At 39.2% G+C, this 23,922-nt stretch carries 26 protein-coding genes; 9 read left to right on the top strand and 17 right to left on the bottom strand.

The features are described 5' to 3' along the window. The first annotated feature begins 152 nt into the window (after positions 1 to 152). Positions 153 to 812 carry a class I SAM-dependent methyltransferase gene (locus PTRA_RS15860; protein WP_058374657.1) on the top strand — a complete coding sequence of 220 codons (660 nt, stop codon included), beginning with the start codon at positions 153 to 155 and terminating at the stop codon, positions 810 to 812. 110 nt (positions 813 to 922) lie between these two features. Here PTRA_RS15860 and PTRA_RS15855 read toward each other — a convergent pair whose 3' ends face one another. Next, positions 923 to 1,375, bottom strand: a complete 453-nt coding sequence (locus tag PTRA_RS15855) for an Lrp/AsnC family transcriptional regulator (protein ID WP_011329694.1) — start codon at positions 1,373 to 1,375, stop codon at positions 923 to 925. 104 nt (positions 1,376 to 1,479) lie between these two features. On the opposite strand from PTRA_RS15855, the gene PTRA_RS15850 reads away from it, so the two are divergent. After that, positions 1,480 to 2,124 carry a LysE family translocator gene (locus PTRA_RS15850; protein ID WP_058374656.1) on the top strand — a complete coding sequence of 215 codons (645 nt, stop codon included), beginning with the start codon at positions 1,480 to 1,482 and terminating at the stop codon, positions 2,122 to 2,124. Positions 2,125 to 2,642: 518 nt separating this feature from the next. Here PTRA_RS15850 and PTRA_RS15845 read toward each other — a convergent pair. Then, entirely contained in the window at positions 2,643 to 3,248 is a 606-nt protein-coding gene (locus PTRA_RS15845; RefSeq protein WP_058374655.1) for a short chain dehydrogenase, read from the bottom strand. A 152-nt stretch (positions 3,249 to 3,400) separates the two neighbouring features. Between PTRA_RS15845 and PTRA_RS15840 the strand changes: the two genes are divergently transcribed. Further along, on the top strand, positions 3,401 to 4,282 hold the full coding sequence (locus PTRA_RS15840; RefSeq protein ID WP_058374654.1) for a LysR family transcriptional regulator: 882 nt from the start codon (positions 3,401 to 3,403) through the stop codon (positions 4,280 to 4,282). Positions 4,283 to 4,719: 437 nt separating this feature from the next. Here PTRA_RS15840 and PTRA_RS15835 read toward each other — a convergent pair whose 3' ends face one another. The 4 genes from PTRA_RS15835 to PTRA_RS15825 are packed head-to-tail and all read right to left on the bottom strand — an operon-like array spanning position 4,720 to position 6,923. Continuing rightward, a complete protein-coding gene (locus tag PTRA_RS15835) occupies positions 4,720 to 5,694 on the bottom strand; it encodes a hypothetical protein (RefSeq protein ID WP_058374653.1) in 975 nt (324 codons plus the stop codon). Between the two features lie 35 nt (positions 5,695 to 5,729). Beyond that, positions 5,730 to 5,867: an ACT domain-containing protein gene (locus PTRA_RS19090; protein WP_237113505.1), complete on the bottom strand. Its 138-nt coding sequence runs from the start codon at positions 5,865 to 5,867 to the stop codon at positions 5,730 to 5,732. 41 nt (positions 5,868 to 5,908) lie between these two features. Next, positions 5,909 to 6,466, bottom strand: a complete 558-nt coding sequence (locus PTRA_RS15830) for a DUF6942 family protein (RefSeq protein ID WP_058374652.1) — start codon at positions 6,464 to 6,466, stop codon at positions 5,909 to 5,911. A 1-nt stretch (position 6,467) separates the two neighbouring features. Further along, positions 6,468 to 6,923 (bottom strand): YaiI/YqxD family protein, encoded by a 456-nt coding sequence (locus tag PTRA_RS15825; protein WP_058374651.1) that lies wholly within the window; start codon positions 6,921 to 6,923, stop codon positions 6,468 to 6,470. A gap of 119 nt (positions 6,924 to 7,042) precedes the next feature. On the opposite strand from PTRA_RS15825, the gene PTRA_RS15820 reads away from it, so the two are divergent. Beyond that, positions 7,043 to 7,567 (top strand): lipocalin family protein, encoded by a 525-nt coding sequence (locus PTRA_RS15820; RefSeq protein ID WP_058374650.1) that lies wholly within the window; start codon positions 7,043 to 7,045, stop codon positions 7,565 to 7,567. 163 nt (positions 7,568 to 7,730) lie between these two features. On the opposite strand, the gene PTRA_RS15815 is transcribed toward PTRA_RS15820, so the two are convergent. Genes PTRA_RS15815 through PTRA_RS15805 form a run of 3 tightly spaced genes read right to left on the bottom strand, consistent with a single transcriptional unit; the run spans position 7,731 to position 10,014 of the window. Further along, positions 7,731 to 8,066, bottom strand: coding sequence for a DUF3325 domain-containing protein (locus PTRA_RS15815; protein ID WP_058374649.1), 336 nt, complete (start codon positions 8,064 to 8,066; stop codon positions 7,731 to 7,733). After that, positions 8,063 to 9,664 carry a PepSY-associated TM helix domain-containing protein gene (locus tag PTRA_RS15810; protein WP_058374648.1) on the bottom strand — a complete coding sequence of 534 codons (1,602 nt, stop codon included), beginning with the start codon at positions 9,662 to 9,664 and terminating at the stop codon, positions 8,063 to 8,065. Before PTRA_RS15810 ends, PTRA_RS15815 begins: the two co-directional genes overlap by 4 nt. Next, positions 9,661 to 10,014 (bottom strand): hypothetical protein, encoded by a 354-nt coding sequence (locus PTRA_RS15805; RefSeq protein WP_011329685.1) that lies wholly within the window; start codon positions 10,012 to 10,014, stop codon positions 9,661 to 9,663. Before PTRA_RS15805 ends, PTRA_RS15810 begins: the two co-directional genes overlap by 4 nt. A 204-nt stretch (positions 10,015 to 10,218) precedes the next feature. Between PTRA_RS15805 and PTRA_RS15800 the strand changes: the two genes are divergently transcribed. Both PTRA_RS15800 and PTRA_RS15795 read left to right on the top strand, forming a co-directional pair. Further along, the gene (locus PTRA_RS15800) at positions 10,219 to 10,575 is read left to right on the top strand and encodes a VOC family protein (RefSeq protein WP_058375143.1); all 357 of its coding nucleotides are present in this window, start codon (positions 10,219 to 10,221) and stop codon (positions 10,573 to 10,575) included. Between the two features lie 126 nt (positions 10,576 to 10,701). Further along, complete coding sequence (locus PTRA_RS15795; RefSeq protein WP_418055010.1) at positions 10,702 to 11,304, top strand: uracil-DNA glycosylase family protein; 603 nt, start codon at positions 10,702 to 10,704, stop codon at positions 11,302 to 11,304. Positions 11,305 to 11,471: 167 nt separating this feature from the next. Here PTRA_RS15795 and PTRA_RS15790 read toward each other — a convergent pair whose 3' ends face one another. Further along, positions 11,472 to 15,527 carry a DEAD/DEAH box helicase gene (locus tag PTRA_RS15790; RefSeq protein WP_058374647.1) on the bottom strand — a complete coding sequence of 1,352 codons (4,056 nt, stop codon included), beginning with the start codon at positions 15,525 to 15,527 and terminating at the stop codon, positions 11,472 to 11,474. Positions 15,528 to 15,707: 180 nt separating this feature from the next. Here PTRA_RS15790 and arfB point away from each other — a divergent pair, with 180 nt between their 5' ends. After that, positions 15,708 to 16,121 (top strand): alternative ribosome rescue aminoacyl-tRNA hydrolase ArfB, encoded by a 414-nt coding sequence (gene arfB / locus PTRA_RS15785; RefSeq protein WP_058374646.1) that lies wholly within the window; start codon positions 15,708 to 15,710, stop codon positions 16,119 to 16,121. Positions 16,122 to 16,204: 83 nt separating this feature from the next. On the opposite strand, the gene PTRA_RS15780 is transcribed toward arfB, so the two are convergent. From PTRA_RS15780 to PTRA_RS15755, 6 genes are all read right to left on the bottom strand, one after another. Further along, entirely contained in the window at positions 16,205 to 17,254 is a 1,050-nt protein-coding gene (locus tag PTRA_RS15780; RefSeq protein ID WP_058374645.1) for a DUF2955 domain-containing protein, read from the bottom strand. Positions 17,255 to 17,264: 10 nt separating this feature from the next. After that, positions 17,265 to 18,332, bottom strand: coding sequence for an HlyD family secretion protein (locus tag PTRA_RS15775; RefSeq protein ID WP_058374644.1), 1,068 nt, complete (start codon positions 18,330 to 18,332; stop codon positions 17,265 to 17,267). Then, positions 18,322 to 18,813: a MarR family transcriptional regulator gene (locus tag PTRA_RS15770; protein ID WP_058374643.1), complete on the bottom strand. Its 492-nt coding sequence runs from the start codon at positions 18,811 to 18,813 to the stop codon at positions 18,322 to 18,324. Before PTRA_RS15770 ends, PTRA_RS15775 begins: the two co-directional genes overlap by 11 nt. A gap of 230 nt (positions 18,814 to 19,043) precedes the next feature. Next, on the bottom strand, positions 19,044 to 19,931 hold the full coding sequence (locus PTRA_RS15765; protein WP_058375141.1) for a spermidine synthase: 888 nt from the start codon (positions 19,929 to 19,931) through the stop codon (positions 19,044 to 19,046). Between the two features lie 13 nt (positions 19,932 to 19,944). Further along, entirely contained in the window at positions 19,945 to 20,565 is a 621-nt protein-coding gene (locus PTRA_RS15760) for a fused MFS/spermidine synthase (protein WP_058374642.1), read from the bottom strand. A gap of 314 nt (positions 20,566 to 20,879) precedes the next feature. Beyond that, positions 20,880 to 21,380 carry a lactoylglutathione lyase family protein gene (locus PTRA_RS15755; protein ID WP_011329672.1) on the bottom strand — a complete coding sequence of 167 codons (501 nt, stop codon included), beginning with the start codon at positions 21,378 to 21,380 and terminating at the stop codon, positions 20,880 to 20,882. A 104-nt stretch (positions 21,381 to 21,484) separates the two neighbouring features. Between PTRA_RS15755 and PTRA_RS15750 the strand changes: the two genes are divergently transcribed. Beyond that, the gene (locus PTRA_RS15750) at positions 21,485 to 22,354 is read left to right on the top strand and encodes a LysR family transcriptional regulator (RefSeq protein WP_058374641.1); all 870 of its coding nucleotides are present in this window, start codon (positions 21,485 to 21,487) and stop codon (positions 22,352 to 22,354) included. A 143-nt stretch (positions 22,355 to 22,497) separates the two neighbouring features. Next, entirely contained in the window at positions 22,498 to 22,947 is a 450-nt protein-coding gene (locus tag PTRA_RS15745; protein WP_058374640.1) for a GyrI-like domain-containing protein, read from the top strand. 102 nt (positions 22,948 to 23,049) lie between these two features. Here PTRA_RS15745 and PTRA_RS15740 read toward each other — a convergent pair whose 3' ends face one another. Beyond that, positions 23,050 to 23,919 carry an MYG1 family protein gene (locus tag PTRA_RS15740; protein ID WP_058374639.1) on the bottom strand — a complete coding sequence of 290 codons (870 nt, stop codon included), beginning with the start codon at positions 23,917 to 23,919 and terminating at the stop codon, positions 23,050 to 23,052. Between the last annotated feature and the right edge of the window lie 3 nt (positions 23,920 to 23,922).

Genomic DNA, 23,922 nt, shown 5'->3' with positions numbered 1-23,922 from the left:
ACGTGTCAATAGCTGGCCTATTGCAAGTAAATTCAACGCAGTTAGCGCTGAAAATAACTGCTTGAGACAGGTTTATTATCCGGAGATCAGGTTAATTTCACCCATTGTATTTATGATCCCCAAAAAACATGGGGTCTATAAAGGAACTAATAATGCCAACATTTACAGATGATCAAGCAACACAATACGATAGCCGCATTACGCGACTAGTACCAGGCTACGAGTTATTGCATCAACTAACTAATGCGCAACTGCAAGCCACATTAAAAGATAACGCACATATTTTAGTGGTAGGGGCGGGAACTGGCAAAGAGATAATTGAATTAGCTAGCATTAATCCAACATGGAAGTTTACCGCACAAGATACCTCAAACGACATGCTTAGTGTTGCTAGCGATAAGTTTGCTGAGCAAGGAATAAGCGATAGAGTAACTGTACATTGCGGACCTTTAGAAAAACTTAAAACTAAAGCCGATGCAGCCTTATGCTTATTAGTTCTACAGTTTGTAGAAGATAATGGCGATAAAAAGCAAATTCTTAAAAACATTAAAGCAAGCCTGAACAAAGAAGCGGCACTGTATATTGCTGATTTAATGCGCCCAGAAACCTTATTTGAGCGTGACGCGCAACTTTTAACTTGCGCAAAGCTAGGCTTAGGTGAGGCCGGACAAACTCATATTCGTCATAGCCTAGAAAATGAATTTTATCCGTTAGATCGCATGCGTTTTAGCGAGCTACTGCATGAGTGTGGGTTTAGCACTATTCCTAAACTGTACTTTAAAGCACTAGGTTTTAGCGGTTATGTAATTTAGTAACCGTAACACTGAGCGACTACTTAACTTAGTAACTACACCACTTAGTAGCTAAGCTTTAAATATTAAACAGCCCCGCCTAGCGCAGGGCTTTTTAATGGGGTATATAATTAAAAATGCAGATTTCGGGCTCGAACAATATCTTTCATCACAATGGTTGAGGTTAAGCGTTGCACGCCTGGTAGCGCCGACAGTTTATCATCGTATAATTTTTGAAACGCGCCTAAATCTCTCGTCACCACATGTATTAAATAATCAGGTGTACCAAACAAACGCTGCGCATTAGTTATTTGTGGAATATCTTCAACTGCCAGTTCAAGTTTAGCCAACGATGCTTTATCACCTTCTTTAATAGTAATAAAAACCAGCGCAGAAAAATTAAGCCCTACTTTTTCTGGAGAGATCTCCGTTCTGTAGCCCACAATTGCTTTGGTTTTTTCTAATTCTTTAACTCGACGGTGACATGGCGAAACACTAAGCCCCACGCGATCTGCAAGTTCTGAAAGAGTCAGCCGGCCATCAACTTGCAACTCAGCAAGAATTTTCCGATCTATGCTATCCATACCCAATTATTTCCTAATAATGGCGTTTAATAAGGTAAAATATAGTATTTTTTCCCCATAATAAAGCAATAAAATAAGCTCCCAAATATTTTAGGTTATTGTTGATGGATATTAATGTTATTTTTTCTTTTTGGCTGGTGTCGATATTGTTTGTACTTACTCCAGGTGCTGATTGGGCGTATACCATAAGCGCAGGAATTGCGGGAGATAAAATTATTCCGGCGGTTTCAGGACTCTTGTTAGGCCACCTTATTGCCGCGTTGATTGTAGTAGTAGGATTGGGTGCTATTTTAGCTTCACATGTGATGTTAATGAAATTTTTAACCTTATTTGGCGCACTGTATGTTGTTTGGATCGCGGTTTCGCTTTATAAAAACCCACCAGTACCTGCAGTATATAACGGCGCTGCTAGCGAATTAGGCAAAACATCATTAAAGTGGATGAAGAAGGGCTTTATTATTAGCGGTTTAAACCCTAAAGTAATGCTGTTATTTTTAGCGTTATTACCACAATTCGTATTTCCGACTTTTTCATTTTCGATCACCGAGCAGCTGTTAGTATTAAGCGTAATTCATTTAATTGGCTGTGGCTTTGTATATTGGTTTATTGGTGTTAGCGCCCGAAAAATATTAAGCAATAACCCGGCACTTGCGATTAAATTTGGTCGACTTTCAGCCATTATATTATTTATTTTAGGCTCTTTAATGCTATTTGATAGCGCGCAAAAGCTACTAGTACACTTACAGTAATATACGCTTCATAAAACAAATAAAGCCTAAGTAGTACTTTAAACACCACTTAAGCTTTTTTTATTACTAATATTATATGCATCAACCACTTTGCTACATAAGCATGTAATTTACACTTCATAAAAATTTAATTCTCAAGTATTAAGGGTATTCATTAAGCTTTAACTCTGTAAGCAAAAATATAAACAAACCAGATACATACGCTATTTTAAAGCAAACTATTCAGCCAGCAACACTTCTCAATTAAGCTTAGTTACTGGCTTACAAATATTAATATATGTTTTATGCCTAGGTACTCTTTTACATACTTGTTTTGTATTAGTAGCACTTTCAACAACATTATTTATATTACTTGCTGGCACATTACTGCAGCCAGAAAGTGCGACTGTACTTAGTGTCGAAATTATTATCAGTATATATTTTTTCATTTGCTTACTCTCAAAAGGCTTATATAGTCGGTTTATAAGCAGCCTGAATAATTATTTTCAGGCTACCAATTAGGCTTTAATTATGAGCCGTTAAGCATCAACAAAAATAACTTCGCCAGTAATAAAACCATCAACCGAACGCTCAAACGCTTTACCTACAAGTTTGCTTGGTACTGGCTGAAAACCTGGCATCATTTCGCCGTATACGTCCCATGCTTCTTCAAGTACGGTAGGGTTAACAACATTAATACGTGTACCACGTGGCATTTCAAGCGATACGCATTTAACAAACGTATCTATTGCGCCGCTGGTTGTTGCATCAGCAATCGCAAACGGAATAGGCTTAACGTTTAAAATACCGCTAATTAATGTAAATGAACCGCCAGCAGCAATGTACTTTTGGCCAATGCGTACAAGGTTAATTTGCCCCATCATTTTGCTCATAATAGTGCTCATCCACTGGGCTTCGCTCATATCTGCGAACGTTTCGTACTCACATAAACCTACGGTATTAACTACGGCATCAAAATGGCCTACTTTTTCATACAGCTCAGTAATTGATTGCTCGCTGGTAATATCAACAATATGGTCTACATCGCCAGAGCGACCTGCTGTAATTACTTTATGCTTAGATAAACCGGTTAATGCCGCTTGACCCATTTTTCCTAGCGCGCCTATTAAAATTACTGTTTTCATTGTTTGCTCCAATCATTTGTTCACTTTAGTGTGTAGGAGCATAGTAAGGGGGTATCTCAACAATTAGAAACAACCCTTTTATGTAAGTGATACAAGATAATTTGGTTATGTGCTAAGTTAAGTATTATTACTTAAACAACACTGGCAGCAGTATGAGCAAGTTAGACCGATTAGATATAAAACAATTGCGTATTTTCCAAGCGCTCATTCGCGAGAAAAACGCCTCAAAAGCAGCGAATAAATTGGGCTTAACCCAACAAGCAGTGAGTGAGCAACTAAAAAAGCTACGCGATGTATTTGACGATCATTTGTTTTTAAGAAAAACCAATGGCTTTGTGCCCACACCCTACGCTGAAGAACTGTCGGTAGATATAGACAAACTATTAAACGACTTTCAGGCACTGCTTGCGCCTAAAGTGTTTGATCCAAAAACAGTTAACGGCACCTTCGTAATAGCCGCTACTGACTATGCACAACAAGTTGTTTTACCAGCATTAGTTAAAGCACTTCGGGCACAAGCGCCAAATTTAAAGCTAATAATAAGAGACTTCGAACTAGACAGCCTGCACGATCTAATGGAAAGCGGCAAAGTAAACCTAGCTATTGCATTTCCTGACTATATTCCAAGTACTTATCCCATTATTAAATTGTTTGAAGAGCAACACATTTGCGTTACATCACCTAACTCTTCAATAGCAGGTACTAAGCCAAGCCTTGCTGAAATCGCCAGTTATCCAAGTATTATTGCCTCGCCTTCCCGCCCAAATTTTAAAGGTTCTATTGACGATTGGTTTAAAAGCTTTAATTTAACGCGTAACGTAGTGGTATCGGCGCCATGTTTTTCTATTGTACCTATGTACCTAGAAACTACCGACTCCATCGCATTTTTACCCTCACGTGCGGTAAGCTCAGAGCTTATAAAAATTGATTTGCAGCAATTACCCGCCCCGTTTGACGTAATAGCTGCGTGGCATCCGCGCTACAGTAAAAACCCGCTGCATAAATGGGTAGTATCAAAGTTGGTGGTTGAGTAATTCGAGAGTTATTATTTGTAATAAAAAATAAAGCGGATATTAGACCTTTTTAATAAAACTTTTAGGGTAATAGCATCATAAAACGCAGGTCAGTTAAGCGAAGCACCACCCAACGGGCGAATGTCACCATCACTTCAGATTATTGCTGTATCAACTTAAAATAGCCCTCACTTAACATTTAAAGCCAAGCTAGCCTAACCAACCTCTGTCAGTAATTAAAATGACACCCATAATTAAAATGACACCCATTCTAATGATTAATCCCTTTGATGTTTATCTAATTAAACATTGCTGAGCTTAAAACCCTATTAGCTTTAACAATCTCTCTGCTTATTTAAATAATATTCAAATAACGCTGCTTTTATTCATTTTTAGGCATGCGAAATACTCTGTTTTCACAGTGAGGGGGAATAACGGATAATTTGTGAAGTAACGCTTTAAGCCAGTAGCTTTTCGCAGTTACTAACGTTGGCGCGCCGCTTTCTGTTTAGGTGTTCACAGTATCCTTCGTGTGACGCTGGGCGACCTACTGCGCCATGAAATACGCGACTAAATTGCGTGGTGAGTTTTAACCAGTTTTCGGAGGTAATGTTTACTCTTTGTAACAGGGGTAAAGTGGTATTTTCAATATGGCCTTTCTTGTCTTCACATATACAACGCCCAGTTAATTCTACTAATTCAAGGTAAGATTTAAGCTCAAACGGTAACCCTTTGGCCATGTGCTTTTTGGGTTTACCTGAAAAGCGTAGGAGTTGCTTCGGTTGCTTACCCGCAGTGGCACTTTGGATGCGTATTTTTACACTGGTATGGTCCGATGTTTCTGGCGTTGTTGCTGCCTTTGCTCTTATTGGGTTTAAATCTACATACGCCATACAGGCGATTAATGCGGCTTCATCTAAGAGGGCTTGTGATTTAAAGCGTCCCTCCCAAAACCGTCCGGTGCAGTTATCTTCTTTATTAGCTCTGCGCGCAATATCTTCGTTTAATAAGCGCATAAACCAACTGATATTAGCTAAGCGTTCTCGATACTCACTGATTGTTTCATGTAGAAAGAGCAGTTCAATTTTACTTAGCTCTTCACCTTGTAAGTATTTGTTGGTGAGTACGGTGCCTTTACAAAGCCTGTGCCATCGCTGAATAATGGCTTTATCGGTTAGTCGCTTGGCTTTTTTATCATCAACATAGAGTACTAAGTGGGTGTGGTTGCTCATTACTGCATACGCACACACATCAATACAAAACACCTTAGCGAGGGCAAGTAATTTACTTTCAACCCAGCCTCTGCGATGCTCATACGATTGATTAGTAAAATGATCTACGCCGCATAAGAATGCACGGCGTACACAGCGCGAAATACAGTGATAGTATTTTGTATCGACCAAACTTACCTGACGTTTTCTTGCAATAGCCATGTGACACCTTGCTTAATTATCGTACTAGCTAGAGCTTAGTTAATCATGCTGATATTGCAAATGTTAGGATGGGTGTCATCTTTAAAAGTAAAACAGCAAAATATATATTCGCCTTGTTTAAGCTCTGGCTGCATTGATTTTAATAATTCGTTTATAGCTAAAGTTCCAGCCATAACACTGTTCCTTGTACTATTTTTTGAAGTGTTTGTAGCTCTTATAAACTACTTTTAAGTTGCGCGACAAGCTCGCTCAGTCGTGCAATTTTTATATTGCTTAGTTGTCTGTAATCAAAATACGGGCATACAATAATATTGTTGGCTGTATCTATTGCAAACTCGTCGTTGAGCCAATCAAATTGCGCATTAAGCTTACCTTGTTGGAGTAAGTTTTTAGCGTGGGTGCGTCCGGCAATTATGTGCAGTTGGTTTTTATTGCTAGAAGCTTTATCTGCAGAAGTAAGATTAGGCGCGCTAAACAGTAGGGCGGTTTTACTGTTTTTTTGCAGTAAAAATTCATCGCGATATTGCTGCCAAGTAGGCGCTTGTTTAGCAAATGAGTAATGCTCGCTAGGTAGAGCAAATAATACTTTAGCGTATACGTTAAACACTTTTCGCCAACCATTACCGCAATGTTGGTTTATAGTATTTATTTGCTCATTAATAACGGGTTCAAGGCTGTTTAGCGTTTCGAAATAGGGCATTGACGGCGCTTTTGCTACGTACACCGCCACGTTAAATTGCTCGTCACCTAAACCAATTAAGTGCTTGCTCAAATTAGCTTGCCTTGTTTTGCGCTAAAATACGATCGAGATTATTAGCAAAGTTTTGGCGATCAGTTTGGCTAAGCGGCGGCGGCCCACCACTCATTTCTACGCCACTTGAGCGCATGGTATCCATAAAATCGCGTACATTAAGTATTGAGCGAATATTCTCGGTGGTATAAAGCTCGCCACGCGGGTTGAGTGCTTGCCCGCCGTTATCAATTACTTCACTGGCCAGTGGAATATCGCCAGTGATCACTAAGTCACCTTTGGCAATACGTTTTACTATTTCGTCATCAGCTACATCAAAACCCGAAGACACTTGTAGGCGGCTAATATATTTTGATGGCGGGATACGCATGGCATGATTAGCCACTAATATGGTTTCGGTTTGTGTGCGCTCTGCGGCCCTAAAAAGTATTTCTTTGATAACCACTGGACACGCGTCTGCATCTACCCAAATTTTCATGATTAAATCTTTAAATTGCTCTAGTATTTAATTGATCCTATAGCAATTTTTTTTAATCGGCTAGCAAACTTTATGATAGCTATTACGTAATATTAATAACCACTCAAAAAGGAGCTTAAATGAACAAAATAAAATATTTTTTTCTCATCATTACACTATTTTTACTCAGTGCATGTACTAGTCCGCCAGAAGGGATCACTGCGGTTAAAAACTTTGACTTACAAAAGTATCAAGGTAAATGGTACGAAATAGCGCGGCTAAATCATTCGTTCGAAGAGGGTATGGAGCAGGTTACTGCTAACTATACTATTAATGACGATGGCACTGTAAAGGTAATTAATAAGGGCTACATTACTAAAGAACAACAATGGAAGAATGCTGAAGGCCTTGCAAAATTTGTTGGGGATTCTGACATAGGACATTTTAAAGTATCGTTTTTTGGTCCATTTTATGGGGCTTACGTTATTTTTGAACTTGAGCAAGCTGATTACCACTATGCATTTATAACGAGTTATAACAAAGATTACTTATGGTTTTTATCACGCACGCCACAGGTAAGCGATGAGTTAAAAGAGCACTTTTTAAAAACAGTTAAAGACTTAGGCTTTATTACTGAGCAAATTATTTGGGTTAAGCAAAAATAAATGTAAAGGGGGTTTACAGTAAATAATACCGTAAAAGCAATTGTAATAATTCTTTAAACTTCATACTCGCTATAACTAAAAAGGTAAGCAATAAGCTTACCTTTTTAGTTTTTTACTACTTATTTAAAACTACATTAGCAGATCAGTATTTTACTAACTTAGCCTAGTTTAATACTAAAAATAAAGTAGTTAAGGCTGTTATAACTAAATTTAACACACTAAAAACTTTAACAAACTGAGTTATGAAGTTATAAAAAACCATTATAATTAAAGCACTTAACGACATATAACCACAAAAAAGCAACGCACCATAACCACCTTGATCATTCACGCAAAGGAGCAGACTTAGTAAAATACTGATCCAAGCAGTAGCTAGGAGGTATTTTCTTTGCAAATTAGTCGGCCGTTTTTTAAAAACATCTTTAAAATGATTAAATTTTGCCAACGCAAACACGTTAAAAGCCAGCAAACAGAGGCTAAATTGTAATAACTCCATCATACTTTTTGTCCTTTTAAATCAGAACTAGCGTTGTGTTTTAGCGCTTTTGTAGTTTGCTTGGCAGTACGTAATTTTTCGGTTTGTATAAAAAACAATATGCCAGAGAGTATAAACAGCGCATCAAAGGTGAATAACGGCCACTGTTTATTTATTAAATAACTAACTATATTACCGTTAGTTGTTAGCGCATTAATTACAGGTACTGCTAAACAGGCTAAGCCATTTATTGCCGCCATAACTCGCCATTGCACTCTATCGCGCTTTATAAGCGCTACAACGGCTACCACAAGCCAGGTTAAAAAGAACGCCAGCACTTCTTTATCAGCACGCCCGACAACTTGTGGGCTAAGTACTCTATTAGCAATAAAAAACACACAGGTAGCTAATGGAAGCCCCATTAAAGTAGCTAGGTTTAATCCTTCTACTAGTTTTATGCCAAACGATGGATGCGCATTTTTTTTCATTCGCTCACGTAAACGTTTTGCCCACATAATGCAGCCAGAGGCAATCATTACACAACCCGCAATACCTCCTAAAAAGTAGAGCCAACGTAGCAATGGTTCGGCTAAGCGCCCGGTATGCATTGAGTTTAACGATTCATAAAGCGCTTTGCCTGCACTTAGTTCTTCATCGGTTTGAGCTACCAACTCCCCTGTTGCGCCACTAAATATTAGCCGAGGTGTTTGGTCACGAAACGCTTTTTGTGGGCTAACGAGTACAGTAATAGTTGATGCCGCCATATTAGGGTTACTTACCTGTACACGGCGAATATCGGCATTTGGCCACTTAGTATAAAGTTGATCTAAAATGCTATTTACTTTTACCATAGGCGCTGCACCCTGCGCTTTGTCAGTTACATTATTGCGTGGTGTAACATCATTAAAAAAGTCTCGCATACCTTTGTCGTAACTAGTTTCAGCCGGATAAGGAAACAGCATAAATATTAAGGTAATTAACCCGGTATAGGTAATCATTAAATGAAAGGGCAGAGCTAATACTGAGCTTATATTGTGAGCGTCGAGCCATGTGCGGCTGCCTTTATTGCGCCTAAAGGTAAACATATCTTTAAAAATACGCTTGTGGATCACCACCCCCGATACAATCGCAATTAGCATAAATAAACTCGCAAAACACACAATCCAGCGCGCGGTAATAACATCTATGTAATGTAAATCAAAATGCAGGCGATAAAAAAAGTTACCGCCTTTGGTTTCTCTAAAAGGCGCAAGCGGCTGCATAGTATTTGGATCTAATTGCGTGTCTTCAAATTTACTTCTGCGCTGGCCCGGCTCTTTAGGTTTTGCAAAGCCGTAGGTTAAGTAAGGTACGCGTTGTTCAGGAAGTGTTATACGCCAGCTTGGGGCATTGCTTGCTTGGGCGTTTAGGTAATCAAAGCCTGTAATTACTTGTTGTTTTTGCGCACTTATACGATCCGTTTTCGCTTGAATATTATGAATTTCGGGCTGATTCCATAAACTAATTTCGTCTCTAAAAAAGCTTAACGTACCAGAAAAAAAGATCAAATAAAGTAACCAGCACACTAATAACCCAACCCAGGTATGTAACCAGGTCATTGAACGAAAAAAACTATCCTTCATACCCAACCCTTTATTAGTGCTAATAAACTTAATTGCGCTGCAGTAGCTAGTAAAATACTGATCCACACTGTTTTTAATGACTTAACATAAAAAGCGTAAATAAATACCAGCGTATAAATTAAAATACTTAACGACACGCTCATCAAAACTGCATCGGCTTTATTTAGTGGCAAAATAGCGCTCAGTAACGAGCAGCTCACCGCAGTAAAAAAATAGCCACCGACAATGGCAATAAAAAAGCGTAAACACACTTTAAAAGCATAACTAAAACGGCTTATGTGCTGAAATATCAAAAGCGGCTTTAATAAAAGCAGCTTAGTTGACCCTAAACTAAGTGATGAAGCCTGCATAATGAGTCAATCCCTTAAATATGGCGAAAAATAAAAGTGCTATTATATAGTTTATGAATGCAAAAGATAGTGATTCCCATTTGCATACGTAAATTAATTTTAACTTAGTATAATATTGATCCCAAATACGCTTAAGCGCCTTGCTTGGTAGTTAACTTAGGTTTATGGTTAATTTACCCTTTAAAAATAGTAAGTAGAATAATGATGAATAATCACGAAAAGCTAAACTATGTAGAGTTTCCAGCAGCTAATTTAACCGCAACTAAAGCATTTTTTAGCCAAGTTTTTAATTGGCAATTTACCGACTACGGCCCAGACTACACGGCTTTTAGCGGGCAAGAGCTTAATGGTGGGTTTTACCAGTCGCCTTTAAAGTCGAGTACTGAAGAGGGCTCCGCGCTATTGGTTTTTTACAGCAGCGATATTCATGCAACACAAAGAAAAGTAACCTTATACGGCGGTAAAGTAATTAAGCCTATTTTTGAATTTCCTGGCGGTTGTAGGTTTCATTTTACCGAGCCAAGCGGTAATGAGTTTGCAGTATGGGCTGAAAAACACTAGGTTATATAATGGGTTAAGTGCATAACCAGGAATAGATCAGTATTATACTAACTAGTAGTTAGGCACACTAAAATAAACCGATTTTTTACCAACTCAATACCGCAAATAACGAATAGAGGCCAAAACTTGAGTGAAAAACAGTCAAAAAAGATAGAATTTAATGAATTAGTAGCTCAAGTTAGTAAATGCGTGATCTGCGAACCGCAATTACCGTTAGGAGCACGCCCCGTTATACAATTTAACCCTAACGCCCAAATATTAATTGCAGGCCAAGCGCCGGGTATAAAAGTACATCAAAGCGGTATACCGTTTAACGATCAAAGCGGTGATCGCTTAAGGCAGTGGTTAGGGCTTACTAACAGCCAATTTTATGATGCCAATAACATTGCTATTTTACCTATGGGGTTTTGCTATCCAGGTAAAGGCAAGTCGGGCGATTTACCACCACGTAAAGAATGTGCCCCAGCTTGGCGCACACAGCTTTTAGCCGCCCTGCCTAATTTACAGCTCACTATTGTGCTAGGTAAGTATGCCCAGGCTTATCATTTACCCAATACTAAAAAGCTAGCACTTACTGAGTTAGTAAAATTGTGGCGTGACTATTGGCCAAGCCATTTAGTGCTACCACACCCCAGCCCGCGTAATAATATTTGGCTTAAAAAGAACCCTTGGTTTGAACAGGAGGTACTGCCAGAGTTAAAAAAACGCGTAACAGAGGTATTATTGTAGGCAAGTAGCTTATTGCCCCGCGTATCTAGTGCAAATATTTAAGTAATTATATTTTCGTTGAAAATATTGCGCCTGCAGGCTTAGCACCTACGAGTAAAACCTATTGCCGTATTTAAAGTTTATTGTAAGTGCGATTTAAAATCGCACTTTGCACTAAACACTTTATTTTACTGATTTTGCAACAAAGACAATAACTGATCTTTTGATAATTGCCCGGTGTTACTGCTGCCGCTAAGTACTTTGTCGGCAAGGGCTTGTTTGTGCTCATGCAGTTGCAGTATTTTTTCTTCTATGGTGTTTTGCGCAATTAAGCGATACACGGTTACAGGGCGTGTTTGCCCTAAGCGATGCGCTCTGTCAGAAGCTTGTTGCTCAACCGCGGGGTTCCACCAAGGATCTAAGTGCAGCACATAATCGGCAGCAGTTAAATTAAGCCCGGTGCCGCCAGCTTTTAAACTAATTAAAAATAAAGGCGCCTCACCTGCCTGAAACTTATCAACCTGTTGCTTGCGTTTGTTGCTGCTCATGCTGCCATCAAGGTAACAATATGCTATACCGCGTTTTTTTAGTCGCTGTTCAACTAATTTAAGTACATCAACAAACTGGCTAAAAATAAGTGCTTGGTGATCATTTTCAAGTAATTCTTCAATTATTGCTTCGGCGGTGTCGAGTTTGCTTGAAGGTAACTTACTGTTTTCAACTAATAACTGCGGAGCAATACACGCGCGGCGCAATTTAGTTAATGACGCCAATATAGTAATGTATTGGCTGTCTTCTTGGCTGGCTTGCTCAAGCGCGTTTAAGCGAGTGGCTTCGTAAAGAGCTTGCTCTTTATCGCTGAGCGCAAAAGTAAGGTTTATTTCGGTTTTATCGGGTAACTCGGTCAGTACCGTTTTTTTATTACGGCGTAAAATAAACGGCGCAATTAATGTTTTTAGCGTATCAGCCTGCTGCTGATTTTTATCGGCATTACCAAAGCGCTTTTTAAACTCAGCTAATGAATGTAAAAAACCCGGCATTAAAAAGTTAAATAAGCTCCACAGCTCACCTAAATGATTTTCAATAGGAGTGCCCGAAAGCGCCACTTTAAACTGACCATTAAGTGCAAAAGCAGCTTTAGCGCGAAGACTTAATGGATTTTTAATGGCTTGTGCTTCGTCTAGTACAATATTGGCAAATTCGTACGCAGACAATTGATCCCCTATTAAAGGTAATAAGCCATAACTAACAATTACTAGGTCATTAGCGCTAGCACCGGCTAGCACCTCATCTGTTGCGGCTGCATTATCAATAGTTTTAATATTAAGAGTAGGGGTAAATCGCGCGGCCTCTACCTGCCAGTTATGACATACCGATTTTGGCGCTATAACTAAGCTGGCACCTAAAGCACTGCGCATTTGTAATACATTAAGTGTTTGTAGCGTTTTACCTAAGCCCATATCATCGGCTAAACAGGCATTTAATCCCCAGTTAGCCAGTTGCATTAACCATTTTACGCCAACCACTTGGTAGTCGCGTAATATATTAACTAAATGCGCGGGTAATACAGGTTCACTTGGGCGCTCAAATTTAGCTAAGCGCTGTTGCCAGTTTGCACCAAAGCTAACATCACTCAGTTCTGCAGCACTGTGGTACAAAGGCAGCGCGCGCGCATTAGCAATACGAAGCTGATCGTCGGGGGCGTTTTTAGCTTTACTTTGCATGCCCTCTAAGCGATTTAATAAGTTAGTTAATCGTTGATCTAATAATAACGAGTTATTTTCGTCAAACTCTATAATACTGCCACGACGCGGGGCTTTAAGGAGTGTTTGCAAAGCAATTATTTGACCATCGGGGAGCGATAATTTACCACTAACACTAAGCCAATCGTTATCATCATTTAAATTAAGAGAAAGGTGCTTACTATTGGCAACCTTCATACCTTGGGCGTTTTCATCCCAACTTAATACTAGTGCGTTGTCTTTTTGCGCGGCTTCTAATTGTATTATGGCTTGGCTAATATCTTCGGGTAAATAAAACTGCTGATGCGCGCTGTTATACTGCGGATGCTCTTGATCGGCAAATACGCCAGCTAAATTACTAAGTAGGTTTTTTAAAGCGCGTTTTTCTGCTTTTAAATCGCGTTTTACAACGCTGTTATCGGCTTGCTCGTTATCGCTATAGGCTAAGGTTATTGCGCCTATTGCGGGCTCAACCCATGGGCCATCAACACCAAATGGCATAGTATAAAAGTTAACGTCTATACCCATTGGGGTTAACTTAATTACTGCGGCTAAATCAACAAGCCCTTGGCGCACGTTATTAATTGCAGAAAACTCGCTGCGGCTACTGCTAATATAATGATCCTTCGACAAGGCCTCTAACGCCGCATTAAGTTGTGGCAGTTTTTCTTCTGTTAAGTTATTAGGTTGCTGAGCAAGCAGGCTATTTAATTTATGTTGTTTGTCGTCTACTACAAATACTTGGTAACTATTAGCGTGGCTGTGGGTAAGTAAAAAGTCGCCGTCTATGTCGGTAATTTTAGGCTGTATAATTAATTGGTAACAGTCGTTAATATTTTGCCCAATTTCAATTATAAACTCACCTTTGTTAAGCGTAACTAAGTTACCTTTAATGTCTTCAAGCCCTTTGAAGTTAATTAGCGCTTGCAACACCGCGCTGGTTGCTTGTACTTCACTGTAACCAAAGCCCGCATGATTACTAATTACTTGCACTAAATTATGATCGGATGGGCTAAGTAAGTGTCGGTATTGATCATCATCAAGATCATAAATATTTACTTTACGGCCTTTAGTCCATTCGCCTTTGCTGTTGTGTTTTTGCACTTTGGCTTGAATAAGTGGCAAGTCTAAATGGGTAAGGTCGAGCTGCCAAACTAGGCGCTCATTTTGCGTTGGAGTGTCTATTTTGCTTACTTCATTTAACCAACGCTGCCATTGTGGCACGCGTTTAAAATGCTGTAATAAACCGGTATCTGGCAATGGTGTATCGTGCGTTAGCCAATTTGCTAAATGCGTGCACTGTTCACCTAGCCAGTGCTGATGCTGTTGGCTTGAATAAATTAATTGGCTCAGCAGTTTACTGTTGTCTCTAAGGGCATTAATTTGCTCTTCGCTACCGTGCTTTATTAAAGCCAATAATAGGCAAAAAAGAGGCGCTAATGCATTTGGGTTTGCCTGTAGGTTTTCAATCGTATCGTGTAGTAAGCGCTGCTCAAAACTTATTACTTGTTCGGGTGCGAGTAACAAAAATTCAATGGCTTGCGTTGTGCTACTGAGCTCGCCGAGTTGTTTGTTATACCAATTTTTATGTGTTCTTAGTTGTTTTAAATCGGCTTCTGTACCACTGGCATATAAACACACCATATACAGTAAACCGCTTATTTCACACGGATAGCTACCCTTAACAAAGGTTTTACGATAAAGCGTTAACCCCGTTTTAAATTGTTGCAGCGCCAATTCTAAATGAGTACCGTCAATGGCAAGGCTATTAGCCTGACTAAATATTGCTAAGTTACTGTGCGACTTATCAATGAGTAATTCATTATAGTCAGGTTGTTGCAGCAGCGTAGCTAAGCTTTCGTTTAGGTAAATTCGCTTACTTGGCTCAATAGTGGTTGCGGTACTTTGTACTATTGATGGCCATGAATGCTCAGCAGTTAGATTAAAAAATTCACCGCGAATAAAATGCTCTAAACATATTTGTTGCCACTGCGCGGGTAAAGCTAACCACAGCTGCTTACTGTATTTTGATTGTGCTAGTAAATTAATAAAGTGATGATCAATTTCAGGCTCTGCAGATGACGCTAACGGCGAGCCTTCACTTTTTTCAATGCTATTAAATAGCTCAAACATAAACATTAAAGCACTGTCGTTAAAGCGGTATATAGTGGTTATTTGCGTTAAAAAGTTTTTAATTAAGCCAGGGCAGTACTCTAACAAACTTACAATTGCATATACGATGGCATCGATAGAAAGTTTATGATTTTGCCTAAACGGTTGCTCCCAAACCAGTGATTGTTCTTCTAACTCGCGGGTTATTTTTTTTACTTCGGCGTGTGAAAACGAATACCCGTTTATAAAATGATTAAATAGCAGTTTAGAAAACAGCTGAGGCGAATTTTGATAGCTGTAAGATGAAGAACTTAAAAGTAAACTTAATAAAACACAAAGCTTTTTTTGATCATCAATCGTGGTTACTGGGGCAAAAGTAGATAAAGACATAAAACACTATAATAAACACAAGATAACTGAGTATATACTCCCGCGCCTTTAGGTTACAACCTAAAGGGCGGGTTAACCGTTACGGGTTAAATTTACGCCAATTAATAGCTGCTTACCTTGATTTGGGTATAGTTAATCACAAATGGTATACTAGGTTTTTATAAAAACTAGCTGAGTATAATGTTAACTATTTCAAATACCGTGACCATTGATGAATGGGAAGTCGAATTAACCGCAGTTCGCTCGCAAGGTGCCGGTGGACAAAACGTTAATAAAGTAGCCAGCGCTATTCATCTTCGTTTTGATATTAACCGCTCTAAATTACCCGACTTTTATAAAGAACGCTTACTTGCACTAAACGATAGCCGCATAACCAAAGACGGCGTATTAATAATAAAAGCGCAAAGCCACCGCACGCAAGAGCTTAATCGCGAAGATGCATTTAAACGCTTAAAAGATCTAATTATTAACGCCACTAAAGTAAATAAAGCCCGCAGAGCCACTAAACCTAGCCGTAATTCGCAGCGTAAACGCATGGATAAAAAAACCAAACACGGCCAAACCAAAGCATTACGCGGCAATATTAAGCTTTAGACAAATATATATTTAGCTAATACATAAAAAAGGCTGCAAATAAAATGCAGCCTTTTTTATCGCTAATCGCTAATCGCTAATCGCTAATCGTAGGTATGATGGCGTGTAGTATTAAATTTATTTAATACTCTGTGCATTACATATACCGCACTTAAGCTAACCACAACAGCCACTGTTACAGAGCTAAACCTATACAACGCACTGTAAATCAAGTCTTGCCCAGGGGCTAACGACTGCCCAAATAAAATACCAAACGTGGTTAAAACACCAAAGCCAATGCCCGGCGGCCCTCCACCTAAAATATGAAAACGACTAAATATAAACGATAAAATCCACAACACAATAACAGGAAACAGTAAAAAGTCGGTATGAGTGTATAAAAACAACTGCGACAAAAGCGCGGCATTACAGCCTATAAGCGTGCCAATTATACGCTGCCAACTGGCTATGCCTGCGGCTTTCCAACACAACGAAAATAAAATTAAAATAGATGCCGCCTGCGCCGAAATAGAGTCTTGTAAATCCAGTACCTGAAAAACAATAAACGATAACGTAGCCACGCTTGAGCACAACAGCACTTCGTGGCGAATACTTGCTTTATCTTTTGTTGGCACTGCACGCCCAGGGCGCGCAGTAACATCGGGGAATAAACCATGCATTAATGCTGCAATTACTACAGTTAAAATAATGGCTATACCGTTACTTAAAATAAGCGGATAAATACTGCTACTACTGGTTACGTAGCTGGCAAAGTGTAATTGAATCGATAAACTAACCGCACCTAAGGCACCAAACAAAAAGCCACTTCCGCTACTCATTTGGTAAAATAAAATACAAAAACAGGCAAATACAATCAGTACCATAAGCACCGGCAAGTGCGAAAATAACCCCTGTAATATAAGCACAACAAACGCACTAAATGCGGCACTGGCAAAAAACTGCCTAACCACAGATTTATTTAATGTTGGCACTAAGCCTAATAGCAACATGGGGTAAACGGTAAAAAAAATCCCATTTGGCCAGTCCATTAATTTACTAATAGCAAACCCTAACGTGCACCCGCCGGCAATACGCAGTGCTTGGCGTAGGCCGTTTGAATCAAGTTGTGGAGACTGGCTAATTTTTTGACTCATTTTGCCCCCACTAATAAATATAATGTAACCAGCTAATAAAGCGTATTTGTGCTGCGCCTAACCATTGTCCAAGTTTTGACTCAGGAAGTAGTTGCACCGTAGCACGCGCGCCACTAGGCATATTAGTAATTAGCGCTTGATCGTTTTTTAATAACTGTAAATGAATACGTTGGCGCTGTGCGTCGCGTACCCAACGGTTACTGGTTTCGGTAGTGCTTAGCAAGCCATTGGCACTTAATTGGCCATCGCTTACACCCGCTTCAAAGGTACTAATTTTTGCATCGTACACTTCACCGGGGCGGCTATCAAAAACCACTTTTGCTAAACTACCTGGGTGCATATTAAGCAATGATTTTTCACGAAAGTCGGCTACTAAATCAGCCTTTTTAGCCACAATAGCTAACAAAGGTTGGCCACTAAGGGCATAAGCACCGTCAAGTAATTGCAAGTTAGCAACCACACCATCGCTTAAAGCGCGAACTTGTGTGTACGATAAGTTAAGCTCAGCTTGCGCTAACTGATTCGCTCCATGGCGCAGCGCTAAGTTATCCTCCCCCGATGTGCCACGCGCTAAAACAGCTTCAGCTAATTGCGCTTCAAAAGCCGCTACGTTTGATTTACTTGCAGCAAAGTTAGCCCGAATACTCTCCAGCTCTTGTTCCGATATAGAGTTTTGTTTATAGAGCTTTTCGCCTCTACTTTTTAATAAGCTTTGCTCATGTTGTTTTGCTTTAGCTGCACTAATTTGTGCCTCAAGCGCTTTAACATTCGTATCAAGGCGTTTGTTTTGTAATTTGGCATCATCGAGGGTTAATTTAGCTTGCTCAACAGCCAGTAAGTAAGTGCTTTGATCAATTTCAAACAATATATCACCAGCCTTTACCGGTTGGTTATTGCTAACTAACACCTTAGTAACACGGCCACTTATTTGCGGTGAAATTTGTACTACTGGGTGGTAAACACGCGCTTGTGGCGTTACTGGCAGCCAAATATCGGCTATAACATAGTATAAAAATACTAAAATAAATCCAACGAGTGAAAGCCTCACATAGCGCGCAAATTTTTGATCAGGTGTCATTGTTAGCCTTATTAGAACTGTGATATTTAATATAATTTTTTGCGTTGTCTTCCATTTTAATTAAACCATGAGCCATTAAATCAAGCTGCTCATCGTTTAGTCCATTATAAAGCTGATTTTTAATATCAGTGATCTGTGCCTCTACCGCCTGTAATATATTGCGGCCTTGCTCTGTAAAATAAATTTTTTTACTGCGCTTATCGTGCTTATCAACTTGACGGGTAATAAGAGTAAGCTCTTCGAGTTGCTTAAGCGTGCGCGTAAGCGACGGCATTTCAATGCCTAAACTATGCGCCAAGGCTTGTTGAGTTACTCCTTCTTTAAGCATATTTATATGCACCAAAGCAATCCAACGCGACTGAGTTAAACCTAGCGGCTCAACGGCAACTGTAACAACTTCTCGGCATAACCTATGCACTCGACCCATACTGCCACACAAGGTTAAATCGAGTGTTTCATGAAAAGGAACTGGTTTAGACATTTCAACCTCTAACTACTTAGCATGCTAAGCACTTTACCATTAGTTAGCATGCTAAGTAAATATTTAGCTAGGATTTAGTAAAGGTTTAGTCGCTAAAACACTAGGGGTAGCTGATCTTTTTAAGGTTTAATTTGCAGCGTTATATTTGGTTTTAGGTAAGGCAGAGCCTATGTAGTGTGGTTATTCCCATAAAAAGGCAATAACCACACATAATACCAAACACGCCTAGGCTAAAAGTTGAGTAGGTTAGCAGGGGAGTATTGATCAGTAAGAACTTTTGTATTTTCAGGCCAATCGTGATTATTTTTTGTAAAGTGCAGCATTTGGCTAATAGCTTTAATATTTACACCGTATGGCAATAACAGCGGGGTTAACTCATTTACGCGTTTATTAATATGCGCTTGGGTAAGGGTATTTTTATTGCCAGCTAAAATAATACGATTACTGTGGTTTTTTCGGCTAACGTTAATAAAGTCGCCAAAAACAGCGTAATAAGTGGCCGACTCGTGCTCGTACAGTTTACTCGATGAAAACGTATTGGCCGCAATAACGCCGTCACTTGCAAGCACACTTTTTAACTCTTCAAAAAACTCCTTAGTTAGTAAATGCTCAGGAATGTAGTCGCCATTAAATGCATCTAAAATTATCCAATCAAACTGCTGCTTTTTAAGCGCCGCACGCTTTATAAAAATACGACCGTCTTGTACTTTTGCCGTTACCTTAGCGCTTTCTTTAAAATAAAAGTAATCGCGAGCTACTTTAATTACCGCAGGATCTATTTCAATGTTTTCGATTATTGCCTTAGGGTAAAGCTCTGAAATAGTGTTAGATAAAGTCCCGCCGCCTAAACCAATAATAAGTACTTTTTTAGGATCTTCTATTAGCAACAAACTTGAAAACACCAATTTAGTGTAATTAAAAACTAACTTTTTTGGTTCGTTAATATACATACAACTTTGACTACTTTGGCTAGATTTTTCATCAAACTTTAAACAACGTAAATTACCGGTTTCTTCCACTAATATATTACGATAAAGCGAGCGCTCGCTATGAATTGCTTTAGCCACACTAAAGTTTGAAAACAACAAGCTAAGTAGCATAAGCATATATAAAACCATGTGAAAATTGCTTTTATGCATAACGACGCTCCGCTAAAAATAGTTTATTTACCAGTATGGCTAATAAGCCTAATACCGCTAAGGTTAAGGCAAAACCAATTATTATGGCGTTTACGTCAAACGCGAGCACCATATAAAATGAGGTAATAATAGTGCCTAATGCGCTGCCCAAGGTACTTACAAAATACAACCCGCCAGCAACTTGGCCGCTGTGTTCGCTGTCGGTAACTAAAAGCCGAACCGAGTAAGGAGAGATCATGCCTAATATAATAGTAGGAACAAAAAATAATGCCGTTGAGGCGAGCAACGAGCCATAGCGGCTGTCTTCAATGTGAGTAAAAATAAATTCCATTATCGGGTTAGCAAATAACGCAATGGGTAACACCATAATGCTTGCCAGTAAAAAAATACTCCCGTACTTGGCTAGGTTAGGGCGCTTAATCGACAATTTACCACCAAGTAAGTAACCAAACGATAGGCTCAGCATAAATACCGTAATTATACTGCCCCAAATATGTACGCTACTACCAAAAAACGGCGCTAAAATACGCCCACCTAACAGCTCAATTCCCATAATACTAAAGCCGCTACTAAAGGCCAAAAAGTAAATAAGTGCATTGGTTTTGTTTAACATTTTATAATTCTTATCGTGTTATTTTTATCCATATTAACGTGATGCTCAATAACTGGCTATGCTTTATTTTTATACTGTAAAGGGCATTTACAGTGCATCCCCAAATTAGCTGCTACGGCAACTAACTAAACCCCAATTAAGTAGACACCCACTTTAAAAATCAGTGATTATTTAATTAAGAACAGCTTTATTCAAATACTGATAATAAGTGTGGGTGTCTACTTAACTCTTAACTTTCTACTTAATTTGGGGCATTTAAAAGGCTGCAGTAACTTACTGCAGCCTTTATATATTTTAATGCTAAGTACACTAACTTAGTATGCGCCAGCGCTATAAATAAGTTCGTAGCTGTGGCTGTATATTTCTAGGATATTACCAAACGGGTCTTCCATGTAGATCATGCGGTATGGTTTTTCACCTGGGTAGTAGTAACGTGGCTCGGCCATACGTTTTTTACCACCGGCGGCTACAATGCGCTCTGCTAGGCCTTCAACATCTGGGTCTTGCACACAAAAATGAAAAATACCGGTTTTCCAATATTCAAAGTTATCTTTTGGGTTTTCTTGATTTTTAAATTCAAAAATTTCTACACCAATACGATCGCCTGTAGATAAGTGCGCTATTTTAAATTTTTCCCATTTTTCACCAAACACTTCGGTACACATTTCGCCTATTGGGCTTTTGTCTTCGAGTATTTCGGTTGGCTCCATAATAGTGTACCAACCCATAACTTGGGTATAAAACTCTACTGCTTTTTCAACGTTTGGTACCGAAATACCAATATGCGAAAAACTACGTGGATAGGTATGACTCATAATAATGTTCCTGCTTATCTTGTTACTGGTTAATGCGTTTAGTTTACGAAGCCAGTTAAATTAAGTAAAATAATCATTAATCATCATTTTGAGTACATTTTGTAATGATAAATCCCATATGGTTAAATACGTTTTGTACTTTGGTTGAGGTAAATCACTTTACGCAAACAGCCAATCGCCTCCACATGACCCAGTCGGGTGTAAGCCAACACATTAAAAAATTAGAGCAGCACGTTAACTGTGCTTTGCTAGAAAGACACGGCAAACAGTTTTCGCTTACTGTGCATGGGCAAAATCTGTATCAACAAGGCAGTTTATTACTTAAAGAGTGGCAGTTTTTAGAGCAGCAATTAAAAGACGACTCGCCTTACAGCGGTAAAGTAAAAATACAGTCGCCTGGTAGTTGTGGATTGCAGTTTTATAGCCAGTTATTAGCTTTGCAAACAAAGCACCAAGGGCTGAATATTGACTACCGCTTTGCGCCAAATATGAGTGTTGAGCAGGCCGTAGCTAACCATAATGCCGACATTGGTTTTTTAACCCAAGCGCCCACGCTTAGCGAAGTAACCAGCCATAAAATAGGCAATGAGCCGTTACTATTAGTTACTCCAGCACATATTAAAACCCCAACATGGCAGGTTTTATGTGAACTTGGCTTTATTGCTCACCCCGACGCTAAACATCATGCGCAACTTTTGTTGAGCGAAAACTACCCGCAGTTTGAACATTTAGAGCAAATAAAACACACCGGCTTTTCTAATCAAATAAGTTTAATACTGGAGCCGGTAAGCTTAGGCCTGGGCTTTACTGTGTTACCTGCGCATGCAATAAGTGCGTTTAATAAGCCTAAACTTATACAAACTCATTATTTGGCAAACCCTATAAGTGAAAATATTTACGTGTGCCACCATCGCAACAGGCCATTAGCAAAACGTATGCATACAGTAATTAAAACAATAAAAGAGAGTTTATAATTGCTGTAATACATTAGTAAATCTCTTAACCAGAGTTCAAATTAAATAATTTAAAGGACTTATAAATAGTTACAGTCCATAATGGTTTTTCTGTTACGTTATAGTTACGTTAAAGCTAAGTGATTGAAGTAAGGAAGGTCATAATGCAAGTAAAGCAACTCCCAAGTATAACTTTAACTGGTTTAAAGGTAAGAACGTGTAACGCCGATGAAATGAACTCTGGCACTGCAAAAATAACGGAGCTTTGGCAAAAATTTGGTGAAAAACATGGGCAACAGCTAACAAAAAATACAAAAACGTATGGTGTTTACACTAACTATGAAAGCGATGTAACCGGTGAGTTTGATGTAATAGCCTGTTGCGACGACTTGTCGATTGGAGATAAAAAGTCAGTAAAAGTAACTACCGAGGCAGGGAGTTATTTAGTATTTAACGGGACAGGTGAAATGCCCGATGCGGTAATCGATCTGTGGGGCGAAATTTGGCAATACTTTAGCTCAGACGACTGTCTCTTTACCCGTACCTACAGCAGCGACTACGAATATTACAAAAGTGCTGATGAAGTAGAAATAGCCATAGCAGTTAAAGAATAATGCTTTAGGCAATAATTAAAAAACGCTAGCTTAACTTGCTAGCGTTTTTTTATGCGCGTAAATATTAATTTTAGCGGCTAGCGCTTTTAAAGCCCTATATTACTAGGCTTCTAGCGCCATTGCTGCCATTTTCATCGCACTTGAAAACGACTTTGCGCCAGCAATAAATAAACCGTTATGACAAAAAACAGCATCTTCAAGCCCAGTTTCGTCCTGAAATTCTTTATCAGATAAACCAGCCCACGGTTTTGGGAGTGACTTGCGGTCTTCAAACGATCCTGGCTCAACCGGTACAGTTTGCACAATCCACTGGCCAGAGTGCGAAGGATAAACCATATATAATGCTTTATCAGAAAGCGCATGCACGGTTTTTTTCCACGGTGTGTATTGCTCTAACACAATTACGCGTGGATCAGCGGCATTTTCAATCGCTTTAGCAACAATTGCTTTTGCATTAATGCCACCGTTAGCCGCAGCAATAAAGCGAGTTAAAATGCGCGATGCAAACTCAACCGCTTCATCAAAACAGGCATCAAAGTTGCTCTCTTCTTGCCACGTTGGGTTAAACATTGAAATAGTTTGGCTAAGGCTAATGCCTTTAGCAACGCCTTCAACATGGCCGCAGTCAATTGCATCAATAGTAGATACTAAACCAGAGTCAATTGCATTGGCTGTTTCTTGGCTGCCTTGGCATATTTCAAGGCCATATTTTTGCCAAATTAAACCAAATGAAGAAAAAGGAATACCGTTTTCACGCGCCCCGGCACCGCCACGTTGATGGTGATCAAAACGGCCTGTCTCTGGGTTATGCTCGCCACCTACATCAATCACAACATCGGCTTTGCTTATAAGCTCCATATCGCGGGTGCGTATAAGTTTAAAAGAAGGATAAATATACTTAAGTGCAGCTACACTAAAAACATCATCTGCATGAAAAGTACCGTTGTGAGTTGCTATCGTTATATCATTCATTGG

The sequence above is a fragment of the Pseudoalteromonas translucida KMM 520 genome (assembly GCF_001465295.1).
GTDB lineage: Bacteria > Pseudomonadota > Gammaproteobacteria > Enterobacterales > Alteromonadaceae > Pseudoalteromonas > Pseudoalteromonas translucida.
This window is presented reverse-complemented; position numbering and strand designations above follow the sequence as displayed.